At 37.1% G+C, this 26388-nt stretch carries 20 protein-coding genes; 12 read left to right on the top strand and 8 right to left on the bottom strand.

Annotated elements, in window-relative coordinates; genetic code table 11:
• Positions 1 to 3: 3 nt before the first annotated feature.
• The 6 genes from ACFSQJ_RS17880 (at position 4) to ACFSQJ_RS17905 (ending at position 9130) form a co-directional block, all read left to right on the top strand.
• Entirely contained in the window at positions 4 to 2466 is a 2463-nt protein-coding gene (locus tag ACFSQJ_RS17880; RefSeq protein WP_377768264.1) for a ligase-associated DNA damage response DEXH box helicase, read from the top strand.
• Between the two features lie 65 nt (positions 2467 to 2531).
• Positions 2532 to 2882, top strand: coding sequence for an endonuclease domain-containing protein (locus ACFSQJ_RS17885; RefSeq protein ID WP_377768265.1), 351 nt, complete (start codon positions 2532 to 2534; stop codon positions 2880 to 2882).
• 99 nt (positions 2883 to 2981) lie between these two features.
• Entirely contained in the window at positions 2982 to 3614 is a 633-nt protein-coding gene (gene pdeM, locus ACFSQJ_RS17890; protein ID WP_377768266.1) for a ligase-associated DNA damage response endonuclease PdeM, read from the top strand.
• 52 nt (positions 3615 to 3666) lie between these two features.
• On the top strand, positions 3667 to 4467 hold the full coding sequence (locus ACFSQJ_RS17895) for a tryptophan-rich sensory protein (protein WP_377768267.1): 801 nt from the start codon (positions 3667 to 3669) through the stop codon (positions 4465 to 4467).
• A 56-nt stretch (positions 4468 to 4523) separates the two neighbouring features.
• On the top strand, positions 4524 to 8009 hold the full coding sequence (gene mfd / locus ACFSQJ_RS17900) for a transcription-repair coupling factor (protein WP_377768268.1): 3486 nt from the start codon (positions 4524 to 4526) through the stop codon (positions 8007 to 8009).
• Between the two features lie 53 nt (positions 8010 to 8062).
• On the top strand, positions 8063 to 9130 hold the full coding sequence (locus ACFSQJ_RS17905) for a hypothetical protein (RefSeq protein WP_377768269.1): 1068 nt from the start codon (positions 8063 to 8065) through the stop codon (positions 9128 to 9130).
• A gap of 55 nt (positions 9131 to 9185) precedes the next feature.
• On the opposite strand, the gene ACFSQJ_RS17910 is transcribed toward ACFSQJ_RS17905, so the two are convergent.
• The 7 genes from ACFSQJ_RS17910 to ACFSQJ_RS17940 all read right to left on the bottom strand — a co-directional run bounded on the left by ACFSQJ_RS17910 (position 9186) and on the right by ACFSQJ_RS17940 (position 15938).
• Positions 9186 to 9800 (bottom strand): flavin reductase family protein, encoded by a 615-nt coding sequence (locus ACFSQJ_RS17910; RefSeq protein ID WP_377768270.1) that lies wholly within the window; start codon positions 9798 to 9800, stop codon positions 9186 to 9188.
• 53 nt (positions 9801 to 9853) lie between these two features.
• Positions 9854 to 10690 carry a hypothetical protein gene (locus ACFSQJ_RS17915; protein ID WP_377768271.1) on the bottom strand — a complete coding sequence of 279 codons (837 nt, stop codon included), beginning with the start codon at positions 10688 to 10690 and terminating at the stop codon, positions 9854 to 9856.
• 108 nt (positions 10691 to 10798) lie between these two features.
• Positions 10799 to 11605: a helix-turn-helix domain-containing protein gene (locus ACFSQJ_RS17920; protein ID WP_377768272.1), complete on the bottom strand. Its 807-nt coding sequence runs from the start codon at positions 11603 to 11605 to the stop codon at positions 10799 to 10801.
• Between the two features lie 47 nt (positions 11606 to 11652).
• Entirely contained in the window at positions 11653 to 12681 is a 1029-nt protein-coding gene (locus tag ACFSQJ_RS17925) for a hypothetical protein (protein WP_377768273.1), read from the bottom strand.
• 155 nt (positions 12682 to 12836) lie between these two features.
• A complete protein-coding gene (locus ACFSQJ_RS17930; protein WP_377768274.1) occupies positions 12837 to 14813 on the bottom strand; it encodes a DUF3352 domain-containing protein in 1977 nt (658 codons plus the stop codon).
• A gap of 50 nt (positions 14814 to 14863) precedes the next feature.
• Positions 14864 to 15523 carry an aspartate kinase gene (locus tag ACFSQJ_RS17935; protein WP_377768275.1) on the bottom strand — a complete coding sequence of 220 codons (660 nt, stop codon included), beginning with the start codon at positions 15521 to 15523 and terminating at the stop codon, positions 14864 to 14866.
• Positions 15524 to 15578: 55 nt separating this feature from the next.
• The gene (locus ACFSQJ_RS17940) at positions 15579 to 15938 is read right to left on the bottom strand and encodes a YraN family protein (RefSeq protein WP_377768276.1); all 360 of its coding nucleotides are present in this window, start codon (positions 15936 to 15938) and stop codon (positions 15579 to 15581) included.
• A gap of 167 nt (positions 15939 to 16105) precedes the next feature.
• Here ACFSQJ_RS17940 and ACFSQJ_RS17945 point away from each other — a divergent pair, with 167 nt between their 5' ends.
• The 6 genes from ACFSQJ_RS17945 (at position 16106) to ACFSQJ_RS17970 (ending at position 25411) form a co-directional block, all read left to right on the top strand.
• Complete coding sequence (locus tag ACFSQJ_RS17945; RefSeq protein WP_377768277.1) at positions 16106 to 17590, top strand: DUF1800 domain-containing protein; 1485 nt, start codon at positions 16106 to 16108, stop codon at positions 17588 to 17590.
• Positions 17591 to 17602: 12 nt separating this feature from the next.
• Positions 17603 to 19315 carry a DUF1501 domain-containing protein gene (locus ACFSQJ_RS17950; protein WP_377768278.1) on the top strand — a complete coding sequence of 571 codons (1713 nt, stop codon included), beginning with the start codon at positions 17603 to 17605 and terminating at the stop codon, positions 19313 to 19315.
• A gap of 140 nt (positions 19316 to 19455) precedes the next feature.
• A complete protein-coding gene (gene metG / locus ACFSQJ_RS17955) occupies positions 19456 to 21528 on the top strand; it encodes a methionine--tRNA ligase (protein WP_377768279.1) in 2073 nt (690 codons plus the stop codon).
• A 14-nt stretch (positions 21529 to 21542) separates the two neighbouring features.
• Positions 21543 to 22430 carry a DUF488 domain-containing protein gene (locus ACFSQJ_RS17960; RefSeq protein ID WP_377768280.1) on the top strand — a complete coding sequence of 296 codons (888 nt, stop codon included), beginning with the start codon at positions 21543 to 21545 and terminating at the stop codon, positions 22428 to 22430.
• A gap of 2 nt (positions 22431 to 22432) precedes the next feature.
• Positions 22433 to 23254: a hypothetical protein gene (locus ACFSQJ_RS17965; RefSeq protein WP_377768281.1), complete on the top strand. Its 822-nt coding sequence runs from the start codon at positions 22433 to 22435 to the stop codon at positions 23252 to 23254.
• A 30-nt stretch (positions 23255 to 23284) separates the two neighbouring features.
• Positions 23285 to 25411, top strand: a complete 2127-nt coding sequence (locus ACFSQJ_RS17970; RefSeq protein WP_377768282.1) for a Tex family protein — start codon at positions 23285 to 23287, stop codon at positions 25409 to 25411.
• On the opposite strand, the gene ACFSQJ_RS17975 is transcribed toward ACFSQJ_RS17970, so the two are convergent.
• Complete coding sequence (locus ACFSQJ_RS17975; RefSeq protein ID WP_377768283.1) at positions 25408 to 26361, bottom strand: L-threonylcarbamoyladenylate synthase; 954 nt, start codon at positions 26359 to 26361, stop codon at positions 25408 to 25410. The two genes, ACFSQJ_RS17970 and ACFSQJ_RS17975, sit on opposite strands and share 4 nt — an antisense overlap.
• Positions 26362 to 26388 lie beyond the last annotated feature (27 nt).

The raw sequence follows: 26388 nt of genomic DNA on the forward strand, positions 1-26388 counted from the left end.
ACCGTGAATCGTAAAGAACTTTTCAATATCGCCGAAAACTGGTTCACCCAACAAGATTGGAATCCTTTTGCGTTTCAAAAAGAAAGTTGGACGGCTTTTTTACAAGGCAAACATGGTCTACTAAATGCCCCAACTGGGAGCGGAAAAACGTATGCACTTTGGTTTCCAATTGTTTTAAATTATATCAAAAACAATCCTGAATATAAAACCAAACATAAAAAAGGTTTAAAAGCGATTTGGATTACCCCTTTACGGGCACTTTCACATGAAATTAAACAATCTGCCGAACGAATAACACAAGATCTGGAAACCCAAATGACCGTAGGTATCCGAACTGGGGATACCTCAACCAAAGAACGTGCGAGGCAAAAAACTAAAATGCCAGATCTGTTGATCACTACTCCCGAAAGCCTACTACTTTTGCTTTCATCAAAAGGATACGACCAGGTCTTTAAGGATTGTTCTGCTATTGTAGTTGACGAGTGGCATGAGTTATTGGGTACCAAGCGAGGGGTGCAAATGGAACTGGCACTATCGCGGCTAAAAACCATTAGTGCCGACTTACGAATTTGGGGAATCTCAGCTACTATAGGAAATTTGGAACAGGCAAGACAAGTACTACTTGGGCCAGAAACAACCGCTTATCATAATTCGGTTTTGATTAAAGCCAAACTGAACAAAAAAATCACAGTAAAGAGTATCATTCCTAAAGAAATGGAAACCTTTCCATGGCGCGGACATTTGGGATTACGCTTATTGGAAGATGTTATTCCCATCATCAATAAAAGTAAAACCACCTTGCTTTTCACCAATACGCGAAGCCAATGTGAAATTTGGTTTCAAAAGATATTGGAGAAACATCCAGAATACGCAGGTGAATTTGCCATGCACCACGGGAGTGTTAATAAAGAAACAAGATTATGGGTAGAGCAAGCCATCCGAAATGAAAGTTTAAAAGCAGTTGTTTGTACCTCAAGTTTAGATTTAGGGGTTGATTTTGCCCCTGTAGAAACGGTAGTGCAGATTGGGGGGCCTAAAGGCGTTGCCCGTTTTTTACAGCGAGCTGGTCGCAGTGGGCACCAGCCCGGCAAGGAAAGTGTGATTCACTTTTTACCCACTCATGCTATGGAACTTATTGAAGCTTCTGCCATGCAACAAGCGGTAAAAAATGCTGCTGTTGAAGATAGAATTCCGTATTTGAACAGTTTTGATGTTTTACTGCAGTATCTAACGACCTTGGCAATTTCCGATGGATTTTATCCTGAAGAAATTTTTGAAGAAATTAAACAAACATTTTGCTATCAAGCGGTAACGGAAGACCAATGGCAATGGCTTTTAAACTTCTTGGTCATGGGGAGTCAAAGCCTTAAAACCTATGATGAGTATCAAAAAGTTGAAGTAGAACAAGATGGTAGGTTTAAGGTAACTAATCGTGGTATTGCAATGCGACATCGCTTTCAAATAGGAACAATTGTAGGTGATGCATCAATTTCAGTTCGCTATCAAAAAGGTGGGTATATTGGTACTATTGAAGAGTACTTTATTTCTAAACTATCTCCGGGTGATGTATTTACTTTTGCAGGTAGGAACTTAGAATTTATTCGGATTAAGGGCATGCTGGCGCACGTTCGTAATTCTAGCAAGCGTACGAGCAAAGTTCCTAGCTGGATGGGCGGTCGATTAAGTTTCTCAGCTCAAATGTCGGAACTATTACGACAAGAACTATACACTGCAGAGTTGGAGTTTTCAAAACAATCTAAAGAGATTCAATCGCTACTTCCCATGTTCAGTAAACAACGGGAAGAAAGTATTGTACCGAAACCAAATGAGTTTTTAATTGAGACTTTTAAAACCAGAGATGGGTATCATCATATTTTCTACCCCTTTGAAGGGCGTGGCGTTCATGAAGCCATGAGCAGTCTGTTGGCTTATCGCATAAGCTTACTTACACCCATAACTTGCTCATTGGCTTACAATGATTATGGTTTTGAATTGTTATCTGATAAACCCATAAATATTCAAGCTGTTTTGGATAATAATCTTTTAACAACCGAGTATATGCTCTCTGATTTACAAAAGAGCCTGAACAGTAACGAAATGGCACGTCGAAAATTCCGTGACATTGCTGTAATCAGCGGCATGGTTTTTACAGGCTATCCTGACAAGGGTATTAAAATGAAACATTTGCAAAGTAGTTCTCAATTACTCTTTGATGTTTTTAAAGATTTTGAAGCTGACAACTTGCTCTATCAACAAGCATTTACCGAGACTTTCGAACACCAATTGGAAGAGGGACGTTTACGTTTAGCATTGGAGCGCATTGCTTCACAAGAAATCGTATGGAAAGAATGCACAAAACCTACCCCCTTTTCTTTTCCTATCATTACTGATAGATTACGTGAAAAGCTATCTAATGAAAAACTGGCTGATAGAATTAAGCGAATGACCAAAATTTTGATGAAATAGACCATCCCGCCCTACGGGCACCCCTCCTAGAATTAGGAGGGGAATTTTTCATCTATTTGAATACTATGCACAACCATAAATATTTAGAACAAAATAGAAAATTACTAAGAAATAATAGTACATCTGCCGAAGCCTTTCTTTGGAAACACTTATCTAAAAAACAGCTAGAAGGAAGAAAATTTAGAAGACAACACAGTATTGATAATTATATTGTTGATTTCTTTTGCCCATCAGAACGCTTAATCATCGAATTGGATGGTGAAACACATAACAATCCTATAGCTCAAGAAAAAGATGGAATCCGAGATGAATTTTTTCGAAACCTAGGCTATACCGTATTACGATTCGAAAACAAAATGGCATTTGATAATCTCTCATCAGTTTTGCAGGAGATCTTAGAACATTTCAATTCCTGAAAAGCCCTCCTCCTTTTTTCAAGGAGGAGAATGAATTACGCATAGCGGAAGAAAGAGGTGGTTATTTTACCTTTGCCATACTTCTCCACTTTTAACTATATGACTCAGACTATCCAAATAAAAAACCAAGAATTCATCCTCCATCCTAACGGTGGTATTTTTTGGGTAGAAAAATCGATGCTTTTAATAAGTGATGTGCATTTGGGTAAAGTTGCACATTTTAGAAAGTTTGGCGCTGCTGTGCCCCAAAAAGCAATACACAAAAACTTCATTTTGCTAGATGAAATCGTTAGTTATTTTCAACCGTTTCAAATATGTTTCTTGGGAGATTTATTTCATTCATCGTTAAACAAAGAATGGCAGTTTTTTGAGAATTGGGTCGAAAAAACACCTTCAGAGATTCTATTGGTTGCAGGCAATCATGATATTATAGCTCCAGAAAAGTTTGAAGCCTTGGGCATTAAAATATTTCAGGAGCTAGAAATAGAAGGGTTTTTGTTAACCCATCATCCTGAAGAACGAGATAGTTATTTTAATTTCTGCGGTCATATTCACCCCGCGGTACGTTTACAAGGTTTTGGCAGACAACGTTTGAAATTACCGTGCTTTTTTAAAAAGAAACAACAGCTCATTTTACCCGCTTTTGGTGAATTTACAGGAACTTATGTACTAGAACCTACCAAAGAGGATGAAGTTTTTGCGATTGCGGAAGATGAGGTTATTAAAGTCTAGAGGGTTTACTATAAATCCTCGATAATGCTTAGCTTCACCAAAAATAACAAAGATGAAAAAGACACTAGCAGTGGCCAACTTGGTTTCGGTAGTACTTGTAATTGCAGTAAACTATATCTCGCAAGCTTTTAGACTTAACGACACCACTATTGGGGAAATTAGCAACCGATATGACAACTTGTTTACTCCGGCCAGTTATGCTTTCGCCATTTGGGGTATCATTTTTCTAGGTTTGCTTGCTTATAGCATTTTTCAGGTCAAAAGAGCCTTTTTTGGAAACAAGTCAAGCAACTTTATTGAACAAACCGGTTATTGGTTTATAATAGCCAATGTTCTTAACAGTTGTTGGGTGCTGGCCTTTGTATATGACCTTACGGGACTTTCCGTGCTCATAATGCTTGGTATTCTGTTTTCACTTGTGAAAATTATTCTAAACACCAACATGGAAAGGTGGGATGCACCAATTACAATTATAGCTTTTGTATGGTGGCCCATTTGTATTTATAGTGGATGGATTTCAGTGGCCACTATTGCAAATATCTCTGCTTATTTAACCAAATTAGGTTGGGACGGAGGTTTTTTATCTGGAGAAAGTTGGACCATAACAATGTTGCTAGTCGCTACCGTTTTGAATCTAATTATGATTTGGAAGCGCAACATGCGAGAGTTTGCTTTAGTCGCAGTTTGGGCGCTCTTCGCAATTTATATTCGTCATAAAACCAACTATGAAATCATAGCATATACTGCTCTTGTAGGCAGCATTATTCTATTAGTTAATATTGCAATACACGGGTTTCTAAACAGAAAAACAAATCCGTTTCAGAAACTATTGGAAAGAAGGTTAGAAAATTAAAAAAAGGCATTGTGCCCTCGCTATACTGACCTTATATTTGCAGCAAAGTTTAAAGATTGACCAAATCTTCAATTTTAGCTCTTTTTGAACAGTCTCCACAACTACGGAAACTGCGGGACGTCATATCCAAAAATGTTACTTCGAGTGGCGTCGAGAAGTCTTCAAACCAAAAAATTTCTTTAAAAGGCCTAACGGGATCATCGCTTTCCTTTGTGATTTCTGACGCGTTCAAAGCTGGCGAAAATCCGTTTTTAATATTGCTGAATGACAAAGAAGAAGCCGCATATTATCTTAATGATCTAGAGCAACTTATTGGCGATACTGACGTGTTGTTTTATCCCGGAAGTTATCGCAGACCTTACCAGATAGAAGAAACCGATAATGCAAACGTCTTGCTACGAGCGGAGGTTTTAAACAGAATTAATTCCAGAAAAAAGCCAGCGGTCATTGTCACCTATCCTGATGCGCTTTTTGAAAAAGTAGTCACACGAAAAGAATTGGATAAAAACACCCTTAAAATAAAACTCGAGGACACGCTATCACTTGAGTTTTTGAATGAGGTGCTTTTCGAATATCAATTTAAACGGGTAGATTTTGTTACCGAGCCGGGCGAATTTTCGGTGCGCGGCGGTATTGTAGATGTCTTTTCTTTTTCGCACGACGAACCCTACCGAATCGAGTTTTTTGGAGATGAAGTAGAAAGTATTCGAACCTTTGATGTAGAAACCCAGTTATCCACAGAAAAAGTAAAACGAATAAGTATTATACCCAATGTTGCCAACAAACTGGTACACGAGAGCCGCGAAAGTTTTCTAAAATACATTTCTCCGAAAACGGTTATTTTTTCTAAAAATCTGGATTTGGTCTACGACCGAATTGATTCCAATTTTGAAAAGGCAAAAGAGAGTTTCAATAAATTAAGTGAGGATATTAAACATGCTGAACCAGAGGAGTTATTTTTGAATTCCGCTATTTTTAAAGAGCAACTTCGAGAATTTAGCTTAGTCGAAATTGGTTCTTCAACCTCTTCGGTCACATCGAGCGGAGTCGAGATGCAGACAAAAGATACTCAAAGATTTCTCGACTCCGCTCGAAATGACAGTAGCTATAAGATTCTATTCAACACCAAACCACAACCCTCTTTCAATAAAAAATTCGATTTACTTATTGAAAACCTAAACGATAATCACGACGCAGGTTATACCAATTATATTTTCTGTGCTACTGATCAACAAGCCAAGCGTTTTCACGATATTTTCGATTCTGAAAATGAACTGTCAGCTCGAGCGGAGTCGAGAGAGGTACATTATAAAACCATAGTATTCCCTTTATATCAAGGGTTTATAGACAACGATTTAAAAATTGTTTGTTATACCGATCATCAAATTTTTGAGCGTTACCATAAATTCCACTTGAAGAATGGCTATGCCAAAAAACAGGCCATTACACTCAAAGAACTTAACAAGCTAGAAATTGGGGACTATGTAACTCACATAGACCATGGTATCGGTAAGTTTGGCGGGTTACAAAAAATAGATGTAGAAGGTAAAAAGCAGGAGGCCATTAAATTGATGTACGGCGAGCGGGATATTCTTTATGTGAGCATACACTCCCTACACAAAATTTCTAAATTTAATGGTAAGGACGGAGCGCCACCAAAAATCTACAAACTGGGCTCTGGAGCTTGGAAAAAAGTAAAGGAAAAGACCAAAAGTCGTGTCAAAAAAATTGCTTTTGACCTTATTAAAATTTACGCCAAACGAAGGCTCGAAAAAGGCTTTCAATATGCCCCCGATAGTTACTTGCAACATGAGTTAGAGGCTTCCTTTATTTATGAGGATACCCCAGACCAAGAAAAATCCACAGCCGATGTAAAAAAGGATATGGAGAGCGAACGCCCTATGGACCGACTTATTTGTGGGGATGTAGGTTTTGGAAAGACAGAAGTGGCTATTCGCGCTGCATTTAAGGCAGTAGACAATGGGAAACAAGTGGCTGTTTTAGTTCCTACAACCATTTTAGCTTTTCAGCATGCGCGTACTTTTAAAGAACGCCTAAAAGAGATGCCCGTTGAAGTTGACTACCTCAACCGGTTTAGAACAGCTAAAGAAAAACGAGAAACTTTAGAGCGTCTTGCTGAAGGCAAAGTGGATATCATTATTGGCACGCATCAACTGGTCAATAAAAATGTAAAATTTAAGGATTTAGGATTGCTCATCGTGGATGAAGAGCAGAAGTTCGGGGTTGCGGTAAAAGACAAGCTAAAGTCGATTAAGGAGAATGTTGATGTTCTTACCTTGACCGCAACGCCCATTCCAAGAACTTTACAGTTTAGTTTAATGGCTGCGAGGGATTTATCTGTAATTACGACCCCTCCACCCAACCGCTACCCTATCGAGAGCCGTGTGATTCGATTTAATGAAGAGATTATTCGTGATGCAGTTTCTTACGAGATTCAAAGAGGCGGACAGGTGTTTTTTATCCATAATCGCATAGAGAATATTAAAGAGGTAGCAGGTATGATTCAACGTCTCGTGCCGGATGCTAAAGTGGGTATTGGTCATGGCCAAATGGAAGGTAAAAAATTGGAAAACCTAATGCTCTCTTTTATGAATGGAGAGTTTGATGTTCTAGTTTCCACAACTATAGTTGAAAGCGGATTAGATGTCACCAATGCCAACACCATTTTTATACACAATGCCAATAATTTTGGCTTGAGTGATTTACACCAAATGCGTGGTCGTGTAGGTCGAAGTAATAAAAAGGCCTTCTGTTATTTTATTACGCCCCCATACGAGGTAATGACCACCGATGCGCGCAAACGTATAGAGGCCTTAGAACAGTTTACCGAGCTGGGCAGTGGATTTAATATTGCTATGAAGGATTTGGAAATTCGTGGTGCTGGCGATTTATTAGGTGGTGAGCAAAGCGGATTTATCAACGAAATTGGATTTGAAACCTACCAGAAAATCTTGGCTGAAGCCATCGAAGAACTTAAAGAAAATGAGTTTAAGGAACTCTACGAAGAAGTAGAAGGTGATAAGCCAAAAGTTTTTGTAAAAGAAACGCAACTCGATACCGATTTTGAGCTGCTCTTCCCAGATGATTATATCAATAACATCACCGAACGCCTTAATTTATATACGCAGCTGAACGCCATTGAAAATGAAGAAGGACTCCAAAAATTTGAGACGGAACTCGTAGATCGTTTTGGGGAACTGCCAACACAAGCTGTGGACTTGTTTAATTCAGTTCGTATCAAATGGTTGGCCAATAGTATTGGTCTTGAAAAGGTGATTTTAAAGAAGAATAAATTTATTGGTTACTTTTTATCTGACCAACAATCGCCTTTTTACCAAACTGCTGCCTTTACCAAGGTGTTACAATACGTACAAAGCCACCCGCAGCAATGCCAGTTAAGAGAAAAACAAACCCGAAACGGCTTACGCTTGTTACTGACTTTTGACAGGATTACTAGTGTGGAGAAGGCCTTAAAGGTTTTGGAGCCAATTAATTATCAGAATAAAACCATTACAATTTAATATAACACTATTTTTAAATAAATACCAGTAGTTAATATTTAAAGACAAAAATTATGAAAACTCTTTTGAAGATATTTCTATTCTTATCAGTTTTATTTTCTATCACTTTATGCACTAACTCTTCTAATAGCGATGAAAATCAAGAACAAATTATAGATGATGATTCAGCATCACAGGACGGAGAAAATCAAAATCCAGTATCTGATGATTTTAGCTACGTGATTTTAAAAAGAGGAAGTTCGGACGGAAATGCACTTTTATATGAAATAGGTAACAACAGTGGGAAAGTTAAAGATGCAGGTAACATCGTAGGAGTTGGTTTTAATATTATTTTCAATGCTGTTACCTCTTCTAGCTCAAAAGTATTTATCTATGAACAGAATTTTGATCCTTTTGAGGGTTATATACATTCATTTGATAAAACCACAGGGGAAGTCATAAAGACTACTCTTGAAATAGACAAAGAGGCTTTTGGGAATTCACCAGGTCTGGTTTCTATGGATTGGGATAGCAACAGAGGTGTCCTAATAGCAATTATAAATAGTGAGATAGAATTTCCTAGTGGATTTTCAAAAGTTGTAGAAATAAATCCAGTCTCTTTTGAGATTACAGATCTTGATATTAATCTTGGAGAGTTTTTTACAACAATTTCAACTACAATTAAAAATTCAAAGCTTTATGTATCAGTTGTAGAAGAGTTTGAGAACTCAAGATTTAAAGATTTCGTAGAAATTGATATATTGAATAAGGCTTTTACAAGCCTAGATCTAGAAAATAGGGAAGGTGCCTTAATTCAATTGGCTAGTACTAATTCAGACAACTTATTTTTTGGTTACTCCCTGGTTTTTGGGACCCAAAGGGGAAATGCAACAGAACCATTTTCTCTAAACATTGAAAATAGTAATTATGAAAATTTATTGCCAAATATTGAAACCAGTAATTTTAATAATGGGGTCAAAAGTTATTTTGCTAATAATCAAAATATAATAGCATCTTTAACAGGAGCAGATGGAAAAGATTTACTTCTTCAATATAGCATTGAGTTCAATAATACTGATTTAATAGAGTTAAGTGATTTTGGGATAGCTCAAGGAGGTGCAATAATCGATATTAGAAACTGATACTTCTTACTTTAATCTCTCAATACTTGTTTTAATATCTAAGCCTAAAACAAGTTTAAGGCTTCACATACCCATACTTGGCTAAATGCTCGGGCTTGTAGTAATTGTATAATCCAGCAATAGCTGCGGTATCCAATTCTTCAAGGGTGACGTCGCCATCTTCTAAAATAGCAGTTTCAGGTAAAATCAAATATTCTATTTTACCAATAACCAAACGGGTATCATTGCACTTGATAAGTTGTTCTTCTTGAAAAGAAAGTCCGATTTTAATATGACTTTCAGCCACAAAAGGTGCATGAAAATCGTTTTGGTAAAACTCCGTTAAGCCAACCGCATCAAACTCTGAAACCTCACGTTCGAACTTGGCAGAAGTTTGGTGCGCCTTTTCGTGAATTGCAGTCGTAATTTGATTGATGGTATAAAAACCAGTTTCTTTTATGTTTTCATAGGTATGGCGTTCCACAGTGGTTGGTCTTAAGATAAAACCCAGATACGGGGGATTCGCACCTATATGCATTACACTATTAAAAACTGCCAAGTTTGTTTGACCACTCTTCGATTTTGTACCAATAAGATTGGCCGGTTTATAACCAGAAACCTTATTGATTAAGTTTGCTCGAAAACGACTGGGCAAGTCCATGATATCTTCAAAGGAAAAAGTCTTATCCATAACAACAATTTGTACAAAGGTATTTAGATTTACTCCTTTAATATGGCAAGATATTATTCTACTAGTACAGAATCCATTTCTTTATCGTCTTTGACTATGGGTTTCTCGCCATAAAAAGGCAGTAACAATTGTTTATCAGCGAAACGACCTCCCAAATCTTCATCAAATGGAGTCTTTATTAAAACAGTATTCCACTTACCTTCAATTCCAATAAAATACTGCGTAATGCTGTCCTTTGGATTTGTATATCGCATGCAGTCTTCTATAACAGCAATAAGTTCTTTTCTATACTTTGTATTTATCTTTTTGATATCACGTACCTCGAGTAAAATAAGTAGCTTATCACCGCTTTGCTTGGTAAAATAGGCAATGTCTTCGGTGCTTATTCCGCCTACAATATCATCGTCTACGCATTGCTTTAAGGCTAAGGTTACCGTGTCCTTAGCCTGAACAAAACTAGAGAGTTTATCGATATCGGCATTTAAAAATTCTAACCTAGGGTCTACTTCGATTTTATACTTTTCCGGATTTTTCGAACGCATATAGACTCCATATAACGAAATAGTCATCATTACCGCAAAAAAAGCCACCAACACCAAACACCCACAACCTTGCCATAAGGGCCTTTTTGCTGGGTTTAAGCGATTCTCATTATCAAGACTCCGCTGCATTTCTTGAGTAAAGTGGACCTTGTCATAACTTTTTTTGCAGTGTGTGCATTCTGCAATATTCGTTTTAAACAAGGGGATAATAGGAATCCAGAAAAAATGGAAATATTTGCTGAATGTACTTACAACAAATGAATCTTGAGTTTGGCAGTATGGGCAAGTAGTACGCTTTAACTTGCGCTCTTTTATTTTTGAAGCTCGGGTTCCAAAAAAGAATAGCATACGATTGGTTTAGTATTCATTCAAAAATACTTCTATTTACCAATTAAAAAACCCCTGTTTAAAGGGGTTTTCACTTATTATAGATTCTAAAACCTGATTAAGAGACAACTATATCTGCTCTTTTACCAAAGTGACTACCTTGTAAAGTAAAACCACTTCGAGAATTACACCGGGGAAGAACAAAAACAGCGCTACCGGAGATAAAAACACTGTAAGCAAACAAAAAGACATAAGCAACTCTAATCCACCTGCTGCAAAGGCGATTGTTCCTAATTGCTTGCCCGATTTTAACATTGATATCCCGAACAATATTCCCAAGGCTCCAAAGCCAATAGCTTCAGCTAAGACTACTACTTCAAAATTGAAAGAATTATAAAATATAGAAATGATATCATAGGTGTAAAAACCTAATAGCGCGATAATAATTAAGACCGATGCAATTTTCATTAAATAATTTTTCAAAAGCTTTCCAGAAATAAGAAAACCGTAAATAAAGGTGATATTAAAAACAAGCACTAGCATTTTTATTGTAAAATGCCCCCATTTGCCATAAATGAGTTCATCATCATCAAAACGAACGTAATCGGCGATACCCTCAAATACCGCGGTTATTATCAGTAAAATGCCTGACACTAAAGCAACTGTTAACAAGGTATGGATTGATTTAGCTTCTTTTGGTGGTATTGTACTTAATTTTGAGTCTTGAGAGCGGTCTATCTCTAGTAGGGTTTCATAATCATAATCCAATGCAGACAGAATAGTCTTTATGGTATAACTTCTTGGCGAAACTTCACCACTCTCGATACGCTGCAATGTTCTAACATTAATATTGCATTGCTCTACCAGTTCTTCCTGAGTGAGCCCCTTTTGTTTTCGTAATTCAGAAATTTTTAATCCTAGTTGTGGTTGTTGCATTTTCTTTAATTTTTTGATTAATACTTAATGTACAATTCAGTTACATACTATTGGCGGTACAAGTATTCAGCTGCCCATTTACTCATCTCTTCGTAATCATGCCCAACATTAGGCACAATTTCAATCTTCCAATTGAATTCTTTTTTGGTTTTTTCAGCTTGGGTCTTACTGTAACTATAGAAATACCGACCTCTTGAAATTCGATCTAAACCTTGTTTATCGACCTCTGGAGAATGTCTTAAATGCCCCCTAGTTTCATTTTCATCATCCTTCTCTCCGAGGAAAATAGTAAGCTTTGAAGTGAAGTCAATCTCACTTGTACTCAACTCAATATTTTTTAGACCATAAGGAAAAGAATCTAAATCTGTTGGGACAGTATACCACCCAGAATTTGATGCAAGAATTCTATCTGCATTATTATCAGGTTTGAACAGTGACAGTCGATGTAAAATTTGTCCTCCTGCGGAATGTCCAAACATATCGTATTTATCCTTCTTTAAATTAAGTTTTACCTTAATGAGGTCAAAGATTCTGTCGAAGTCCCCAAATATCCATTCATTAGGATTTTTATTTATTTTAAAAGTCTTCTTTTCAACATCAACGTCATGAATCATTCCGGCTAAGTTATAGTTCCAAAATCCCAGGTAGTGATTTTCTGGATATTCTAGTGACAAAACAAGTAAACCGTATTTTTCTGATTGTTCTATCCATGCATTTCTGTAGTCTTTTCCATTTCTACCTGCTCCTGGCAAAACAAAGATTACCTTTGAATTAATGGTAAAATTTTTAGGCATATGGTAATGCATCGTTATGCTTTTACTCTTTTCAATACCACCTTCAACTAAGAACAAACCTGAACCCATTTCAAATTCAATCTCATTTGGCTCTAAGTTTGAATACGTTTCTAGTTCCGTTTTTTTAATAAGTGTCATTTTACAATGCGGACAATTACCCGTTTCCTTAAAAACTAACTTATCACATTCTAAATCACATGGTGGACATACATATGTACCCCCTTTATCATTGCATGAGAGCATCAAAACAAAAAATAGTAAGGAGATATGTTTTAGTAACATGATTTACAATTTTACTTGAGAACAATGTTACGCTCAAGATAAAACATGCCCAAGGAATTTACTTGGATTTGACCCGACATTTATACGGCATTTACTAGAAACACTGGATTAGTCGAGGTTTTTTATTTGACTTCGACTGCGCTTAGAACTACAGTTTAAAATCGCTTTTTATGAAGTAATTCTCCTTCTAGGTCATAATAACGCCAAGTGCCAACTTGTTCGTCTTTGCGAAAACGGCCCGTGATTTTCTTTTCGCCGTTGGCGTAGTATTCTTGGTATCTTCCATTTTTGAGACCATCCTTTAAATCAACCTCAAAACGGATAGAACCGTTACTGTATTTCTTTGCAAAAGATTTCGCATTTAAATCGGTTGGATAAATTGGCGATAGGTTAAAAACAGCATCTGTGATTTCATTAGTCTTTGAAGTTTGTTTTTCGTTTTTTGGCACTTCTTCAAACTGAGAATTTACTTTTACTTTCTCCACATCTTGATAGTTGACAATTAACGTACTTTCAAACAGATTATCTTCTGGGGTTAATTGAAACCCGACTTGCGGAAAGCAAATAATGAAATCTTTATTTTTCCGTAGTTGTGCTTTTGTGCTTCTATCCGCTAGGGCATACATATTATCATACAATACAGGAATGTTACTATATACAAATAGGCTAGATTCAGCCTCGAATTTTTTGTTGAAGGTTAAAAAATTATCGGAAGAAGCCAAGGTTTCCCTTTCTGCGTAATTGGAAATTATGGTCTTTAACGTATTAGGGTTATTACTAAAAACTATATAATCTTCTATCTGCGAAAAATAAGGTTTGTCAAATTCTTTAAATCGATTACCCAACAGGATTTTAAAGAATCCTTTTATGGATAGAAAATTGATTTGATGCTTTTTAAAAGGTATGGCCTTAAACTTTACCGGTGTTTTCTTTTTAATCTGATTGAGTACAAAGTCTAGGTTTGTTTTTGCTGCAGCACTGTCCGTAGCTTTTAATACCAATGCTAAATCGTTCTTGCCCTTTGAAATATCTGATTGTATTTGAAGTAGAGCAATCTCGTCCCCAATCCAATCCACGAAGTTTTCTTTAACATCAATCTTTAAGAATTTCTCTACTTTTTGAATTCCTGCTTTATAACTTTCATACTCCTCAGAGCTATTTGCTTCTTGCACTAACTCAAAGTTTTTATAGAATTCAGAAAAACTGTCAAAACCATAACTTATATATAAAGCAGTACGTTTAGGCGCTATTTGGGCAATAGTTCTTTTAGCAGTACCTGATTTTTGAAGGGCCTCTAAATAGTTTTCATTGGTGAAACTGATGTTCGTAAATCCGTTTGCAGTAATCGTACTGTTTTCATCCAAATCAAAACTAAAACCAGAGAATTTAAAATTTTCGCTTACGCGGTTGATCCAATCGCTTGGCTGGTTTGAAAAACGCTTATAATACTCATCCAAATAATCATATTGCAGATATAAACGGAATAAATCTTCATAACCGACTTTTTGGTTTATTTCAATAAAATTTAGATCACGGCCAAGTACCGGCTCTTGATACTGGTCGATAGATGCTTCAACCAAGGTATGCGTATAAGAGGCCACTAATTGGTTTTTTATAAATGCCAAATGCATGGTCTCCTTACTTTTTCGGTCGTATATCTCTAGAATCTCATGGTTGTGATAATTACGTTTACTTAAAGTGTAATTTTCATTAAGTAATGTATTTAAATAGGTCTTTAGTAGTTTGAGCTTCGCTATTCGTTTTAAATCTAGCACATAAAAAATACCATAATCCTTTTCGGAAATCATGTGAATAGAGATGAACAACGAACGTCCATCGAAGAGTTCAAAAAGCTTGCGCTTGTTATTGAAAATAGTATCTACTTTCTGAATATTCTCCGTGAGTTCAGCAAAATAACCGTTCTTTTGAAGGTGATGCCATGCGTCACTTTCGCTTACTTTTTTCCAGCTCTCTACGGGTTTTTCAGATTCAATCACAAAAACAGCATCCTTGGGAATAAGGTAAACAGACTGTAAATTGGTTTTGGGCGAGAGTACAAATATGTAAAGTAGATATACTACGTAGAGCGCGAATACACCTAAAAAACCAAAAAGGATTCTTTTTTTAACCATGATTCAGTACAAGTACAAAATCAAAACGTAAAAGACCGTGCTTTAGTTTATTACAAAGTCTTCAAATCTTTTATCGTCTTAAAGGCAACATCTACTTGCTCATCGTTCACTAAAATGGTAAACTCGTTAGTCGTTGAAATTACTTCATAGAGTACGATACCTTCCCAAGCCAAGCGCTGAAAAATAAAGTAGTAAATACCCGGTACGGAAACGTTTTCCGACGGTAGTTTTACCGTAACCGAAGAAAGGTTATCCGCTTTTTGGGTCAAACGCTCATGTTGAAATAAAGTATCTACAGTTTTGTCTAAACTATTGCTGATTACAATATTGATTTCGTTGACCCCACGAGAAGAGGTATAAAAAATATCCTGGTTTTTATGAACTTCTTCAAGCAGTTTCGCCTGTTTCGCCAAAATGGTTTCTGAAGAAAGAAAGGTATAATCACTAAGGTTAGACCTCACGGTTATCTCACCAATATTCTTTAGCACTTTTACGATTTTGTGCGTTGCACGAAACTCTAAATCATCAGAAAGCCGTTTTAAGGCCATCACGATGGCACCATTACGAACATCTTTGCCCAGCTCAGCTTCGATTTCTGGTTTAACAATGCGAGATAAAGAAGTAAGGTTAATAATACCTTGGCCTAAAGCGCTTTGCAAGAAAGGCTTTTTCTTGATGTAATTTTCGACTACAGCTGATATCGTTTTCATTTCTAAAACTGATTTAGAAACAAAAATAACATATTGTTACAAATAAAACAAATGGTTAAAAATAATAGAACGCATCCTCTAAGTGTTCCAGCTCAAATCGCTTTCCTTTTTTAAGAATGGTTATAATATCAAACCGTACATCACCATCAAGGTTGTTCTCACTAACATAAAAATCGGCGGCGGAAACCAATAATTTTATCTTTTTCTGATTGACTGTTTCCGCAATATTTTCTAAAAAATCCGAACTGCGGGATTTCACCTCAATAATGGCCAAAATACCTTCTTTTTGGGCGATAATATCGACCTCCGCTTTTAAGTATCTGTAGTTTCTATACTTAATTTTATAACCATTTTTGGTAAGAAAATCGACTGCCTTTTGCTCTCCAAGCTTTCCAAATTCGTTATGTTTCCCCATCTCTATTGAAAAATATGAAAATTTAAGTGCATTTCATCGAAAAATTTGGCAGTTAATCGCCAAATCTGCGTTATCGTTGTAAATTTAGTGCTCAATCGAACCACAACCTACCGTTAAGCACATAGTAACCCCATAAACTATGAACCTATTTAACGCCAAATTTTGCTATGGAATATTTCATTAATTGTAATACTTCTAGTTTAGCGCAATATAACACCCCTTTAGATAGAACAAGGGTTGAACATTTGTATCGTAGACTAGGATTTGGTGCGTCCGTACAAACCGTAAACGCTGCTATAGGACAATCAGCAGACGCTTTGGTAGACACACTTATAAATGAAGCTATTAATGTTGCGCCAATACCTGCGCCAGAATGGGCGGATTGGACAAATGCGAATTATCCTGAAGACGATGATTTAAGAAGACAGCTTCGCAGAGCTCAAAAAGAGGAATTTACCACTACCTACGGTAACGCCTTACTTAATAATAATTTAAGGGACAGATTGAGTTTCTTCTGGAGCAATCATTTTGTTACAGAATACGATATCTATGATTGTAATTCCTTCTTATACTACTACGTAAACTGTTTACAACGAAATGCCATTGGTAATTTCAGAACTTTTGTTAGTGAAATCGGTCTAACAAGTGCCATGCTACGCTATTTAGACGGTGCTTTCAATAGAAGAAATAGACCTAATGAAAACTACGCTCGTGAGCTTTACGAACTATTTACTTTGGGTGAAGGCAATGGTTATACCGAAGACGATATCGTAGAAACTTCAAAAGCCCTTACCGGATACACAGAAAGAGGCGAAATTGGGTGCACACAGATTACCTTTGACCCAGAGGAGTTTAATACGGAAAACAAAACCATTTTTGGTCAAACCGGAAACTGGGGCTATGATGATGTTATAGATATCTTATTCGCCCAAAAAGAGGACTTAATAGCCAACTTCATCTGTATGAAGTTATATGAATTCTTCGTTCATCCAGATTCGTCTGATGCGAGCAGTAATGCCCCTCAAATAATATCAGGTCTTGCTGCGACATTCATAGCCAATAATTTTGAGTTGGCACCAGTATTGACCCAATTGTTTAAAAGTGAACACTTTTTTGATGAAACCGCTATAGGTGTAATCATTAAGAGTCCTTTCGATCTGTATCTCAATTTTATCAAGGAAACAAATTTCACCTATAATGATGGCCTTGTCATAAATGCAATAGATGCATCTAGAATGATAGGTCAAGAACTTTTTGATCCTGTTGACGTAGCGGGCTGGCAACGCGATAGGCAGTGGATCAATACCAACTATATGATTGGTAGGTGGTTAAGTATGGAAACTTTCGTACAGCTTTTTTACCAGGCAGATACAGAGCAATTCAGAACACTGGGTATTCAAGCTACGGGACCAACCGGAGCTACAGAATCTGACCCGGACGTTGTCGCCAGAGCGATAATTGACAAGTTCTTACCAAAAGGGCTTTTAACAGAAGCTGATTACGCTGTTGCGATTGCGGCATTCAGGGAACCCTACGAAGACAACAATGTCTACGAGACCGGAACGTGGAATATGATGTTAGACGACGCAGATTCGCAAGTCTATCTATTGTTATTACACCTTGTTAAAGAACCTGAATTTCAACTTAAATAAACACCTACAGTTATGTGCGATACACACCACGATAACACCCCATATAAAGGTCTTGAACATGAAGGCCACGACACCGAACACAAAAATTGGAGTCGCCGTTCGTTTTTACAAGCCTTAGGAATTGCCGGCTCTGGCTCTATGTTCCTCGGCAGTAACATGCTTACAGCCTCTGCTCCTTCACCACTAACAATGGCGATGGGCGATGCTGAAACAGATAATATTCTAATCTTAATACGTCTTTCTGGCGGTAATGATGGGCTTAGTACCGTTATTCCTATTCAGCAATACGATACTTATGCTAATGCAAGACCAAATATTTATATCCCAGAAAGTAAGGTCTTAAAACTAACGGATGATTTTGGCGTTCCCAGCTATATGAACTCTCTAGAGTCACTTTGGGGCGATGGTCAATTTAAAGCCGTTCACGGCGTTGGTTACCAAGGCCAAAGCCAATCTCATTTTACAGGATCAGATATTTTCGCAAATACTGATTTAACATCTACAGGTTTCTCTGGACTAAACACAGGATGGATGGGCAGACATTTTGAAGAATGCTTCCCCAATTACTTACTAAACCCACCTGCTGCACCGGCAGCTATTCAAATTGGTAATATAGCCAACCTTGTATTTCAAGGAGAAGAGACCAACTATGCCTTCGTAACCAATAATGTAGAACAGCTAGAAAGAATTGCGGACGATGGTGAATATTATAGCTTAGACGAAGCGCTTTTTGATGGCTGTATGTATGGTGATCAGGTGAAATTCTTAAGAGGTGTTTCAAATACCACAGAAAGATATGCGGCACAGATTTATGCAGCTGCGCAAGCAGGGCAAAACCAAGTCGAATACCAAGACAACGGCTTTGCAAGACAATTAGCTTTATTGGCAAGATTAATAAAAGGAAATTTAGGCACTAAGGTTTACATGATTTCAATGGGTGGTTTTGATACCCACGGTAATCAGCCTTTGGCGCATGAGCGTTTAATGACCAATCTTTCCGTTGCGGTAAATAATTTTTATGAAGATTTGGCATTTACCCAACAAGATGAAAAAGTATTAAGTATGACTTTTTCTGAGTTTGGACGAAGAATTTTTGAAAATGGTTCTAACGGAACCGACCATGGAAAGGCCGCCCCCACCCTTTTCTTTGGTTCTGGATTAAATGGTAGTGCCTTCGTCGGCGACCATCCAGACCTTGTTGAAGGAGATGGTAGAGGTAACCTTGACTATACGATGGACTTTAGAAATCTTTATGGAACCGTTCTTGCGGAATGGCTCTGTGTGCCCCGCGAGGCAGTAGAGCGACATTTAGATTTTCAATATACCGCCGTAAATCTCGGTTTCAACTGTAGTGGCGAAACTTTCGAAGACATTGCCATGAGTGATGACCCCCCAACATTACCGGATACACCACCTAGTGATGACCCAGTTGCGGAGGATCCAACCGATCCAGAAGTGGCAAACAGAATTGTACACAAACCTTATTATCCAACAGATAACGCGCCTCATATTTATTTAGAAATGCCGTTTGCTGCCCATGTAGACATTCAATTGTATAATATTATTGGGCAAAACGTTGGTACGGTCTTTAATGAGATGATGCTCGAAGGTTCAGCTGAAATCAATATTAGGGAACGTATGAGAGGTAGCCTTTCTACAGGAAAGTACATCTATCAAATACAAGTTGGTGATGAAAAAATGAGTAAGTCAGTAATGATCGTATAAGTTATACTTGCATTTTCCAGAACCCTCGATAGTGTATCCCCACACCCCAATTAGGGCTACATGATTCGAGGGTTTCCTTTTTAATTTTAGTATAGAATACCCCCGTAAAATCAGTATTTTTGAGGCCTAAATTTAATTTAATGTCTCAAGAGTCACCTTCTAGATATACCATTACTGCCGCTTTGCCCTACACCAATGGCCCCATACATATTGGCCATTTAGCCGGTGTTTATGTTCCTGCCGACATTTATGCACGCTATCAAAGACTTCAGGGGAAAGATGTTGCTTTCATTTGCGGCAGTGACGAACATGGTTTTGCCATTCCGATGAAGGCTAAAAGAGAAGGGGTTTCACCACAAGATATCATTGATAAGTATCACGGAATTATAAAAAAGTCTTTTGAAGACTTTGGTATTTCTTTTAACAACTATTCACGTACTTCTGCGAAGGTGCATCATGAAACTGCATCGGCGTTTTTTGAAAAATTGTACCGTCAAGGTGATTTTATTGAAGAGACAACCGAGCAATTATACGATGCGGAAGCCAATCAGTTTTTAGCAGATCGTTTTGTTATAGGTACTTGCCCAAAATGTAGTTTTGAAGCCGCTTATGGCGACCAATGTGAAAACTGTGGCTCTTCACTAAATGCTACGGATTTAATAAATCCGAAATCCACCATTTCTGGTGCCGTACCCACCTTAAAAAACACTAAACATTGGTTTCTTCCACTTGATAAATATGAAGGTTTTTTAAAGAAGTGGATTTTAAAAGACCATAAAAGCGATTGGAAACCCAATGTATATGGGCAATGCAAGTCGTGGATAGATGATGGACTAAAACCCCGAGCCGTAACGCGTGATTTAGACTGGGGCATTCCAGTACCTGTCGAGGGTGGTGAAGGAAAGGTCTTATATGTTTGGTTTGATGCACCTATTGGTTACATTTCTTCTACGAAAGAATGGGCAAAAAGAGAGGGCAAAGATTGGGAACCGTATTGGAAAGATAATAGCACCAAAATGCTACATTTTATCGGCAAGGATAATATCGTTTTTCACTGTATTATTTTCCCAAGTATGCTCAAAGCGCATGGCGATTATATTTTGCCGGAAAACGTGCCAGCCAATGAATTCTTGAACTTAGAAGGGAATAAACTATCTACCTCAAAGAATTGGGCGGTTTGGTTACATGAGTATTTGGTGGACTTCCCAGATATGCAAGATGTACTTCGTTATACCTTGACTGCTAATGCCCCCGAGACCAAGGACAATGATTTTACTTGGAAAGATTTTCAAGCGAGAAATAACAATGAACTCGTAGCCATTTTTGGAAACTTTATTAATCGTGTTACGGTACTTACACATAAATACTATGATGGGCAAGTGCCGCAACCAAGCACCTTTAACGAAGTTGATACCGAAACATTAAAATCTGTTCAGGCTTTCCCAAAAACACTGATTGATTCGTTGGAACGCTATCGTTTTAGGGAGGCTAGTCAAGAACTCTTGAATCTTGCGCGACTTGGTAATAAGTATTTAGCAGATGAAGAACCTTGGAAACTCATTAAAACCGATGAAGAACGTACTAAAAGTGTAATGTATGTTGCTTTACAAATAGCCGCCGCCTTGGCTGTTTTAAGCGAGCCGTTTTTACCGTTTACCTCAGACAAATTAAATTCTATACTCGCAGTCACATCGAGCGGAGCCGAGATGTCGTGGAATGATGTCGCTACAAAAGAAACGCTACTCCCTACCGGTCACACGATCAATAAAAGTGAATTATTGTTCCGTAAAATAGAGGATAAAGAGATTGAGGCCCAACTAGAAAAATTAGAGGCCACTAAAAAGCAAAATGAACACATGAACAAGGAAGTAGCTCCACAAAAAGCCACAATTACTTTTGATGATTTCACCAAATTGGATATGCGTGTAGGCACTATTCTAGAGGCAGAAAAAATGCCCAAAGCAAATAAATTATTGGTATTAAAAGTAGATACAGGTATCGATACGCGAACCATTGTTTCTGGTATTGCAGAAAGTTTTACACCTGAAGATATTGTAGGGAAACAAGTTACTGTTTTGGTAAACCTAGCACCAAGAAAATTACGTGGTGTGGAAAGTGAGGGCATGATTTTAATGACCGAAAACGCTGAGGGCAAGCTAGTTTTTGTAAATCCTGATGAAGCAGGTGTTGCTAATGGCGAAGGGATAAGTTAATTATATTTGTTTTAATGTATTATAGAAGAAAAGTAATATTGTCGATACTACAAGTTTTTAATAATGAACTTGAAAAAATTCAAGTCCACAAACTTTTATTCCTTTTAAGCAGATTTAAAACCAAAAAAAACACTTACGATTTTGTACCATATAAATTTGGAAGCTTTTCTTTCCAAGCCAATGCAGATTTAAATACTTTAAAAAAATATGGAATCGTAGATGAAACTAACAAGTCTTGGAAAAAACTGGACGAAACCAACTATTTAATTCAACTTGACAAAGAACATCAGAAAATTGTATCAGACTTTAGAATTATTTATAAAAATAAATCTAGTGATGATTTAATAAGACTCACATATAAAAACTTTCCATACTACTCGATAAATAGCATAGTAGCCCATAAATACTTAAATAGCAAAGAACTTAAAAATTTAGAAACGTACAAATCACAAGAAAACGAAATAATCCTTTTTACTATTGGTTATGAAGGAATTTCCTTGGAGAGGTACTTAAATAAACTAATTCGTAATAATATAAAATTGCTTTGTGACGTTCGTAAAAATGCTGCAAGTATGAAATATGGCTTTAGTAAAAAGCAATTAGAAAACGCATGTAATGGGGTTGGCATAGAATATATTCACATTCCCGAAGTTGGCATAAATCCTGATAAAAGAAAAGAACTAAATACACAGAAAGATTACGATATTTTATTTAAAGAATACATTTCTAAAGATATTCCAAAAACCACCAAATATCAAGAGCAAATTTTTAAACTTCTCCAAGAAAATAGGAGGATTGCCTTGACATGTTTTGAAGCGAACAAATGTCAATGTCATAGAACTCATTTAGCCAATGCAATTTCTAACCTTGAAAAATTTAATTACGAAATTGAGCACTTATAAATATGCCATTAAAAAGAATTCTAATAACTGTTACTACTTATCCTCTTCCATCTAGAAGTTATGATGAGTTAGTATGTACTGCAGGGTTTTTAGAAGATGGCTCTTGGATAAGACTTTACCCCGTTCCTCTCAGTTGGCTAAATCAAATTAAAAAAGATGTTGGTTTTAAAAAGTACACTTGGGTAGAAATTAATGTAAAGGAAAGAAATGACGACTTTAGACCAGAAAGTCATTCCCCAATCGATTACAATATAAAAATCATTTCTTCTCCATTAGACACTAAAAATTACTGGAGAGAACGAAAAAAAATATGCCTTAATAATATTTATTACAATAAAGCAAAATTATTAGAAGATTCTAAAAAGCCTAAAAACTTATCACTAGCCACATTTAAGCCAGCTATGATTACTGACTTTGTAGTTGAATCGGATGATAGGGAATGGAAAGATGAATGGAAAGAGCTTAGAAAGCAAACAGACCTTTTTGCTAAAATAGAAAGTGATCCTGAAAAACTAATCCCAAAAGTTCCTTATAAATTCTCATATACTTTTGTCGACAATCAAGGAATGTATAGCACTTTGATGATTGAAGATTGGGAGATTTTTCAATTATATTGGAACTGCTTAAAAATAACCGATGGAGATGAGAAAAAAGCTGTTGAATTAGTTAGAAAAAAATATTTAGACGAATTCTCTCTACATAATGATATTTATCTTTTTCTAGGGACGACAATGCAATGGCATAGAAGAAGAGCTCCAAACCCTTTTGTTATAATAGGTGTTTTCTACCCAAAAAAAGAAAAGCAATTAAGTCTAGCTTTATAACTAAATATATTCTTAAGTAAATATATCAAAATGTCCCTAATCCCCTATATCCTTAAACACACCCAACTCCCCGAAAAAAGTATTGCCAATACCGTTGCACTTTTAAACGAAGACTGCACCATTCCCTTTATATCACGTTACCGTAAAGAGCGCACTGGGAATTTGGACGAGGTCCAAATTGGGGAAATAGTTAAATACAAAAAACAGTTTGAGGCGTTAGAAAAACGAAAGCTTGCCATCATTAAAGCCGTTGAAGAACAAGGTTTATTAACTTCAGAATTAAAATTAAAATTTTCAAACGCCACAGACCTCACAAGTCTAGAAGACCTTTACCTTCCTTTTAAAAAAAGCAAGAAAACAAAGGCGGAAACCGCTCGAAAAAATGGACTGGAGCCATTAGCAAAAATCATCATGAGCCAAAAGTCAGATGAGATAGAATTCATTGCTTCTAGCTATCTAAGTGATACTATTGAAAACGAAGATGATGCTTTAGAAGGTGCGCGTCATATTATTGCAGAATGGATCAATGAACGTACCGATATTCGAAATCAACTTCGAAATCAATTGGAACGCCATGCGCTGCTCACTACAAAGGTTATTAAAACCAAAAAAGAGAATGAAAAAGCACAAAAATTCCGTGATTATTTTGATTGGAGCGAAGCGTTGAACCGTTGCCCTTCACATCGATTCTTGGCAATAATGAGAGCCGAAAAAGAAGGTTTTATACGAGTAAAAATTGAGCTTGATGATGAACGTGCACTAGAAAATATAGAACGACGTATCATAAAATCCGATAATTCGTGTATAGCTCAAATAGAACTCGCAATTGCAGATGCTTACAAGCGTTTGCTTTTTCCTTCTTTATCCAACGAACTGCTCAAAAATGCGAAAGAAAAAGCGGATACCGAAGCTATTCAAGTCTTTTCAAAGAACCTAAAACAGCTATTGCTTGGTGCGCCTTTGGGCGAAAAACGTATTCTGGCCATAGACCCGGGTTTTAGAACGGGTTGCAAGGTAGTTTGTTTAGATGCCCAAGGCGATTTAAAACATAACGAGACTATATATCCACACGCACCACAAAACAAAAGTATCGAAGCAATAAAAAAACTGAGTTCTTTGGTAGATGCCCATAAAATTGAAGCGATTGCCATCGGCAACGGAACGGCATCAAGAGAAACGGAGCAGTTAGTGAAAAGAATCCATTTTAAAAATTCCATCGAGGTTTTTGTGGTCAGTGAAGCGGGAGCCTCAATCTACTCTGCCTCTAAAATCGCACGTGAAGAATTTCCGAATTATGATGTTACAGTGCGGGGAGCCGTTTCTATAGGCAGGCGTTTGGCTGACCCGCTGGCAGAATTGGTAAAGATAGATGCTAAATCAATCGGTGTTGGCCAGTATCAACATGATGTTGACCAAAATAAACTACAGAACTCTTTAGATACCGTGGTAGAAAGTTGCGTAAATGCCGTTGGTGTGAATATCAATACGGCAAGTGTTCCGCTCTTAAGTTATGTATCCGGCATTGTCCCAAAATTGGCTGAAAATATTGTTTCTTTTAGAAATGAACATGGCCCTTTTTCTGATAGAAATACCATAAAAAAAGTACCACGTTTAGGCGGTAAGGCTTTTGAGCAAGGAGCAGCTTTTTTACGTATTAAAAATGGAGCCAATCCTTTGGACAATTCCGCAGTCCACCCTGAAAGCTATGCTTTGGTAAAACAAATGGCGAAGGACCAAAAACTACCTGTTTCAGATTTAATAGGTAACGGAAGCGTGTTAAAAAACATTCCGCTAGAGGAATATTGTACAGATACCGTCGGGCTGCCAACACTAGAGGATATTACCAAAGAATTGGAAAAACCAGGTTTGGATACGCGTGAAAAAGCCAAGGCTTTTACTTTTAATCAAAATATTAAGAACATTACAGACCTAAATGAAGGGCAATTGCTTCCTGGAATTGTGAACAACATCACCAATTTTGGGTGTTTTGTTGATGTCGGCATTAAGGAAAGTGGACTAATACATGTTTCTAACCTTGCGGATACTTTTGTAAAAGATGTAAACGAACATGTTCATTTGCATCAGCAGATTATTGTAAAAGTATTGTCAGTGGATGTACCCAGAAAACGTATACAATTGGCACTACATAAAAATTAGTGAGCGGCACGCTCCAAACGGTCGTTAATGCTTATTCCAAGACCCTCTTCTGGGAAACGTTCTGCGATAATTACATCAAGATGCATTTGATCTAGCTCATGCAAAGCTGAAAACAGATGTTGTGCAGCTTCATCCAAACTTTTTTGTTCTGAAAGTACTTTTACAGTGCAGTTTTCATAATTAGTCTTGAAAAAACTAAGTACGCCAATTTTCAGATGAGCATGCTCCTCAATGGTTTCAGCAACAGTATCACTTATCATCAATTTTGTACTTGGCGCATAATGCTTCAGTAGCATTCCAGGGGCAACAGGGGCTTTTTCTTCTTTGGTCAATAGTTTGACCTGGCCTACACATTCCTTAATCGCTGCAATAGCAATACCGCCTTTTCGATATACCGTAGGTATACCAGCCTCAAAGCCTACAATTGTTGACTCAAGGCCAACTTCGCAAGGCCCACCTTCCAAAATCGCTGGTATTTTGGAGCCAAAATAAGAAGCTACGTGTTGGGAAGATGTAGAACTAATTTTGGTAAAGGGATTAGCACTAGGCGCTGCCAAAGGAAAATCAAGACCTTGTAGCAGAGCTCTAGTAACTCGGTGCTTTGGCATACGAATACCCACAGTAGATTTTCCGGCAGTAATCAAATCGCTGACTCCCTCTTTTTTGGGTAAGATAAGTGTTAAAGGTCCGGGCCAAAAAGTGTTCATTAGGGCTCTTGCAGCTTCAGGCACTTCCTTGACCAAAGTATCCATTTGTGATATATCATGAATGTGAACAATAAGCGGGTTGAATAAAGGCCTCCCCTTCATTTCAAAAATCTTTTTTATCGCCTCTTCTTCATAAATATTACCTGCCAAACCATAAACCGTTTCGGTCGGTATGGCAACAATCTCATTGTTTCTTAACAGCTCTTGGCAATAGGCAATATCTTCTGTGATAACACTTTTCATTCCGCAGCAAATATAATGCAGCCATAT

It is taken from the genome of Croceitalea marina (assembly GCF_042684265.1).
Lineage (GTDB): Bacteria > Bacteroidota > Bacteroidia > Flavobacteriales > Flavobacteriaceae > Croceitalea > Croceitalea marina.

Excerpts from the sequence above, each read along its gene's own strand:
- ACFSQJ_RS17965 (WP_377768281.1), top strand. The coding sequence starts at position 22,433 with ATGCCATTAAAAAGAATTCTAATAACTGTTACTACTTATCCTCTTCCA.
- ACFSQJ_RS17905 (WP_377768269.1), top strand. The coding sequence starts at position 8,063 with ATGAAAACTCTTTTGAAGATATTTCTATTCTTATCAGTTTTATTTTCT.
- ACFSQJ_RS17945 (WP_377768277.1), top strand. The coding sequence starts at position 16,106 with ATGGAATATTTCATTAATTGTAATACTTCTAGTTTAGCGCAATATAAC.
- ACFSQJ_RS17910 (WP_377768270.1), bottom strand. The coding sequence starts at position 9,800 with ATGGATAAGACTTTTTCCTTTGAAGATATCATGGACTTGCCCAGTCGT.
- ACFSQJ_RS17960 (WP_377768280.1), top strand. The coding sequence starts at position 21,543 with ATGTATTATAGAAGAAAAGTAATATTGTCGATACTACAAGTTTTTAAT.
- ACFSQJ_RS17885 (WP_377768265.1), top strand. The coding sequence starts at position 2,532 with ATGCACAACCATAAATATTTAGAACAAAATAGAAAATTACTAAGAAAT.
- ACFSQJ_RS17975 (WP_377768283.1), bottom strand. The coding sequence starts at position 26,361 with ATGAAAAGTGTTATCACAGAAGATATTGCCTATTGCCAAGAGCTGTTA.
- ACFSQJ_RS17950 (WP_377768278.1), top strand. The coding sequence starts at position 17,603 with ATGTGCGATACACACCACGATAACACCCCATATAAAGGTCTTGAACAT.
- ACFSQJ_RS17930 (WP_377768274.1), bottom strand. The coding sequence starts at position 14,813 with ATGGTTAAAAAAAGAATCCTTTTTGGTTTTTTAGGTGTATTCGCGCTC.
- ACFSQJ_RS17935 (WP_377768275.1), bottom strand. The coding sequence starts at position 15,523 with ATGAAAACGATATCAGCTGTAGTCGAAAATTACATCAAGAAAAAGCCT.
- ACFSQJ_RS17925 (WP_377768273.1), bottom strand. The coding sequence starts at position 12,681 with ATGTTACTAAAACATATCTCCTTACTATTTTTTGTTTTGATGCTCTCA.
- ACFSQJ_RS17915 (WP_377768271.1), bottom strand. The coding sequence starts at position 10,690 with ATGCTATTCTTTTTTGGAACCCGAGCTTCAAAAATAAAAGAGCGCAAG.
- metG (WP_377768279.1), top strand. The coding sequence starts at position 19,456 with ATGTCTCAAGAGTCACCTTCTAGATATACCATTACTGCCGCTTTGCCC.
- pdeM (WP_377768266.1), top strand. The coding sequence starts at position 2,982 with ATGACTCAGACTATCCAAATAAAAAACCAAGAATTCATCCTCCATCCT.
- ACFSQJ_RS17895 (WP_377768267.1), top strand. The coding sequence starts at position 3,667 with ATGAAAAAGACACTAGCAGTGGCCAACTTGGTTTCGGTAGTACTTGTA.
- ACFSQJ_RS17940 (WP_377768276.1), bottom strand. The coding sequence starts at position 15,938 with ATGGGGAAACATAACGAATTTGGAAAGCTTGGAGAGCAAAAGGCAGTC.
- ACFSQJ_RS17920 (WP_377768272.1), bottom strand. The coding sequence starts at position 11,605 with ATGCAACAACCACAACTAGGATTAAAAATTTCTGAATTACGAAAACAA.
- ACFSQJ_RS17970 (WP_377768282.1), top strand. The coding sequence starts at position 23,285 with ATGTCCCTAATCCCCTATATCCTTAAACACACCCAACTCCCCGAAAAA.